This window comes from Streptococcus suis (genome assembly GCF_002964575.1).
Taxonomy (GTDB): domain Bacteria; phylum Bacillota; class Bacilli; order Lactobacillales; family Streptococcaceae; genus Streptococcus; species Streptococcus suis_R.
This window is the reverse complement of sequence record NZ_POQQ01000059.1, coordinates 1-4562: the sequence shown is the minus strand read 5'-3', so window position 1 is coordinate 4562 and position 4562 is coordinate 1. Positions and strand designations below refer to the sequence as shown.

General features: G+C 38.9%; 3 protein-coding genes, 1 tRNA gene and 1 pseudogene. All 5 read left to right on the top strand.

Annotated elements, in window-relative coordinates:
- Positions 1–208: pseudogene (locus tag C1E58_RS08585) on the top strand (transposase); the annotation flags it as partial.
- A gap of 356 nt (positions 209–564) precedes the next feature.
- Positions 565–2124, top strand: a complete 1560-nt coding sequence (locus tag C1E58_RS08575; protein WP_153055830.1) for an ABC transporter ATP-binding protein — start codon at positions 565–567, stop codon at positions 2122–2124.
- A gap of 122 nt (positions 2125–2246) precedes the next feature.
- Positions 2247–2332, top strand: a tRNA-Leu gene (locus C1E58_RS08570).
- A 313-nt stretch (positions 2333–2645) separates the two neighbouring features.
- Positions 2646–3527, top strand: a complete 882-nt coding sequence (locus C1E58_RS08565) for a class II fructose-bisphosphate aldolase (RefSeq protein ID WP_105113283.1) — start codon at positions 2646–2648, stop codon at positions 3525–3527.
- Between the two features lie 316 nt (positions 3528–3843).
- Complete coding sequence (rpmB, locus tag C1E58_RS08560; protein ID WP_001140948.1) at positions 3844–4032, top strand: 50S ribosomal protein L28; 189 nt, start codon at positions 3844–3846, stop codon at positions 4030–4032.
- The last annotated feature ends 530 nt before the right edge of the window (positions 4033–4562 follow it).

Genomic DNA, 4562 nt, shown 5'->3' with positions numbered 1-4562 from the left:
TTCAAGAACTTAGTCAAAGAGGAATTGACAAGTAAAGAGGGAGCCCGCATTTATGCCAAACGCAAGGTGGATGTCGAACCTGTATTTGGTAGGATGAAGGGTGTTTTTGGCGTGCGCAGAGTCCATGTCAGAGGTCAAAAAGTGGTTGAAACTGAGATAGGATTCCTCCTAATGAGTATGAATCTCACGAAATTGGCTAAGAAATTAGTCCAAGAGAGTAGAAACAGAAAGAAAAACACAGATAGTTCGGCTGGATTTCATCAAAATCAGCTCAATCTGTCTGTGTATTTTTTAGTTATTGGCTAGTTTTTGCCCAGCCTCACTCGCCTTGCCTGATTGAAACAGTCTGGGGGACTGTTTCAAGTCAATGCCTAGAAATAAAAAAGCATTGAGTTATGCCTGCGGCTTTTGTAACGAACTTTGTTCGCACTATCTCCAACCTCCAAAGGTTCCCCGAACCTTTGGAGCGAGTACTAAAAGTAAACTAAAAGACTATGCATATATGTTGTCAATTTCACAAGGTGCTTGGATATGGTATACTAAAGATATTGAAGGAGAACTACTGTGAAGAAATTACATTTTATGTTGACCGTGATTTGTATTACCATTGTGGCGGCCTTAAATATCTTTTTTAACTACCATATATCTAATATTATTGATAGCCTAACTGCGAAAGACAGTCTTGCTTTTTACGACAGCATCCTGTTGATAGTGGGCGTCGTTCTACTTTTACTGGCGGCGGAATTGGTGAGGCAGGTTAGCAATCAACGTTTTCTAAATCAGATTTCTTATAAGATTCAAGCTACGCTGGTTGGTCGCATTCTAACTGGAAGAAGTCTCCTTAGTCAATCAGAGGTCAGTGGCTATGTTTCTAAAATCAATAACGACATCGAAAGGGTTACAGAGCTTTATTACGATACCTTTTTTTCACTTTATCAGGGTCTGGTGTCTTTTCTGATTGCTAGTATCGCCTTGTTTTCTCTGGACATTCAAGTATCTCTTACGATTTTGTTGGTGTCGACCATTCCTGTAGGCATTCCGTATTTGGTTAATAGCTATCGAACCAAGGTAGAGGAAGCTATCTCACTAGAGAAAGTTTCTTACCAGTCCAAACTTCAGGATTTGCTGGGCAATTTATTGCTTGTAAAAAACAATGGTCTTGGTCAGCAATTTTACAAAAAAATAAATCAGCAATACCAGCAGATAAATACTCAAGAAGATAAGCGTGCCTTTCTAACGGCTGTGGTCAATATAGGCTCAGGATTCTTTTTCTACCTGACGACAATGATCATTCTCTTTATCGGCGGACAAAAGGTTTTAACAGGGCAGATGAGTTTGGGTGCCCTTGTTGCCATTTATAGCATTTCGCTAGAGCTAATTTCCCCAGTCGGACTGATTGCTTCATCTATCTCAGATATGACCTCTGTTCAAACAATACGAAAAGATTTGGTAGGGAAGGATACTGTTGACTTTGCTGAAGTTAGCGGAAATCCAAATTTCTCAAATCTATGTATAGAAGATCTTGACTACCGAGTGGATCATGGTAGCTTGTTCAACCACCTTCATCTACAATTTGATGCCGGCAAGAAATACTTGATTCAAGGAGAGAGTGGTGTGGGTAAGTCAACCCTGGTCCATCTCCTGACGCAAAATACAAAAGAGAGGGTTTCAGGAATTTACTTAAACGACCAAGCCTTGTCGGACCTGTCTTATGAAACCGTCCAATCCTATATCAGCTTTGTACCCCAAAAAGTCAATCTTTTTCAAGATAGTATCTGGTACAATATCACGCTTGGGAGAGTAGTAGATGAGGAACAAGTATTCAAGTGGCTCCATCGATTTGGTTTATCAGAACGCTTTCCTAACAAGGAAAGCATGTTGACTGAAAGATTTGATGAAACGACCAGTCTTTCTGGTGGTCAGCAACAACGGCTAGTAATCATTCGCGTTCTACTTCTAGGAAAACCAATTCTAATCTTGGATGAAACCCTGTCTGGCTTGGATGATGAAACCTTCAAATGTGTTGAACAAGCCTTGCTGGCGGAGCAAGGACAAACCCTGCTTCATATTAGTCACCGTAGTATGTATAAAGAAAGATACGATGAAGTGATTAGGCTAGAATAGTTTAGTCGCCACAATAAATTTGTAAATCAAGGTTCGAAAATAAAAATGAAAAAAATAATTATTTTTTTCAAAAAAAGTGTTGACAGTTCCCTGTTCTCGTGTTATACTAACTCTTGTGTTAAGCGGGGATGGCGGAATTGGCAGACGCGCAGGACTAAGGATCCTGTGATCGCTTTAGATCGTGTGGGTTCAAGTCCCACTCTCCGCATCAGTGGACTAGCTCAGGCTAGTCCTTTTGCTTTGTCTTTTTTGAGCATATCGTTGCTCATTATTTTTAACTTGAAGTCTATTTTCTATAAATAGAAGTTGGAAGTCTTCAGAGGACTATCAAGTCCCACTGGAAAATAAAAAACTAAGAGGATATGAAGTAAGTGGATTTAAGGGAGAGAAGTCACTTTATCATGAAACTTATGTGAAAATTTTCTCAAAACCCTATAGTTTCAGCTAGCATTTTCAAAATAAAAATGGTAGAATAGAGGAGTATGAGGTGTAACCTCAAAAAATATTAGGAGGCTATCGAAATGCCATTAGTTTCAGCAGAAAAATTTGTCCAAGCAGCGCGTGACAACGGTTATGCAGTTGGTGGATTTAACACAAACAACCTTGAGTGGACTCAAGCTATCTTGCGTGCAGCAGAAGCAAAACAAGCTCCAGTTCTTATCCAAACTTCTATGGGTGCAGCTAAGTACATGGGTGGTTACAAAGTAGCTCGTAACTTGATTGCTAACTTGATCGAGTCAATGAACATCACAGTTCCAGTTGCTATTCACCTTGACCATGGTCACTACGAAGATGCACTTGAGTGTATCGAAGTTGGTTACACTTCTATCATGTTTGACGGTTCACACCTTCCAGTAGAAGAAAACCTTGCAAAAGCTAAAGAAGTTGTAGAATTGGCTCACTCAAAAGGTATCTCAGTTGAGGCTGAAGTTGGTACTATCGGTGGTGAAGAAGACGGTATCGTTGGTACTGGCGAATTGGCTCCAATCGAAGATGCAGTAGCAATGGTTGCAACTGGTATTGACTTCTTGGCAGCTGGTATTGGTAACATCCACGGTCCATACCCAGCAAACTGGGAAGGTCTTGATCTTGACCACTTGCGTAAATTGACTGAAGCTGTACCAGGTTTCCCAATCGTATTGCACGGTGGTTCTGGTATTCCAGATGAGCAAATCCAAGAAGCAATCAAATTGGGTGTTGCTAAAGTCAACGTTAACACTGAGTGCCAAATCGCATTTGCAAATGCAACTCGTAAATTTGCAGCAGCTTATGAAGCAAACGAAGCAGAATACGACAAGAAAAAACTCTTTGACCCACGTAAATTCTTGGCTGACGGCGTAAAAGCTATCCAAGCATCTGTTGAAGAGCGCATCGACGTATTTGGTTCAGCGAATAAAGCTTAATATTGCTGCGAAGAAATTTTTGATTTCGAGCAAATAAAGCTTAATTAGAATAATACTGAGAACCTGACAAATGTTGGGTTCTTTTTTGCAAACCTGTCCGTGTCTAAGCCCTGTTTCTACTAAAGCAAAATGAAGTTCTTCTATAGAAATAAAATAAATTCCCAACCATCTGAAATCGTTCTAGCCCAGCTAGCATGAAGAATGCAAATAAAAAATTAAAAATATTTCTTGCCAAGTCCATTCTTTTCTGATAGAATAGTATGGTATGTGGTGCTAGCACATCCGATATATTTGATCAAATGAGGAGGAATATACAATGGCTAAAGTATGTTATTTTACTGGTCGTAAGACTGTATCAGGTAACAACCGTTCACACGCTATGAACCAAACGAAACGCGCAGTTAAACCAAACCTTCAAAAAGTTACTGTTTTGATTGATGGCAAACCTAAAAAAGTTTGGGCTTCAGCTCGTGCTCTTAAATCAGGCAAAGTTGAACGCGTATAAGAAGCAAAAGACTGGACAAAACTAGTCTTCAAGAAAAACGAGTAACTCCATTTAGGAGTTGCTCGTTTTTTATCTATCTGCTAAGCACCAGCCGAAAATGAGCTTTAGAAATTTCATTCATTTTGTTAGATAACTTTCATTACAGAGAAGAGCTAAGGTTAAGAAATCCGAAAAGTGTAGACCAGTATAGAGGAAATGAAAAGGAAGATAACCAGGAGTATTCTATCAGCTATAGGAAAATGCCAATATAGATACCTGTCCGTTTTTATTTTTTATAAAAAGTTTGAAAAATCTATTGACATCATCTAGTGAAGATGATAGAATAAATGAGTTGTCTTTTGAGATTGCGTTGACAGAAAGAAATGAAAAAAAGATTTCAAAAAAGTGTTGACAAGGTTGATTGAAGATGATAGAATGATTGAGTTGTCAAATCTGAGACACAACACTGAAAAAAGAAACAAAAAAAGTTTCAAAAAAGTGTTGACAATTAGTTGAAGAAATGATAAACTAAGATAGTTGTCGCGAGAGCG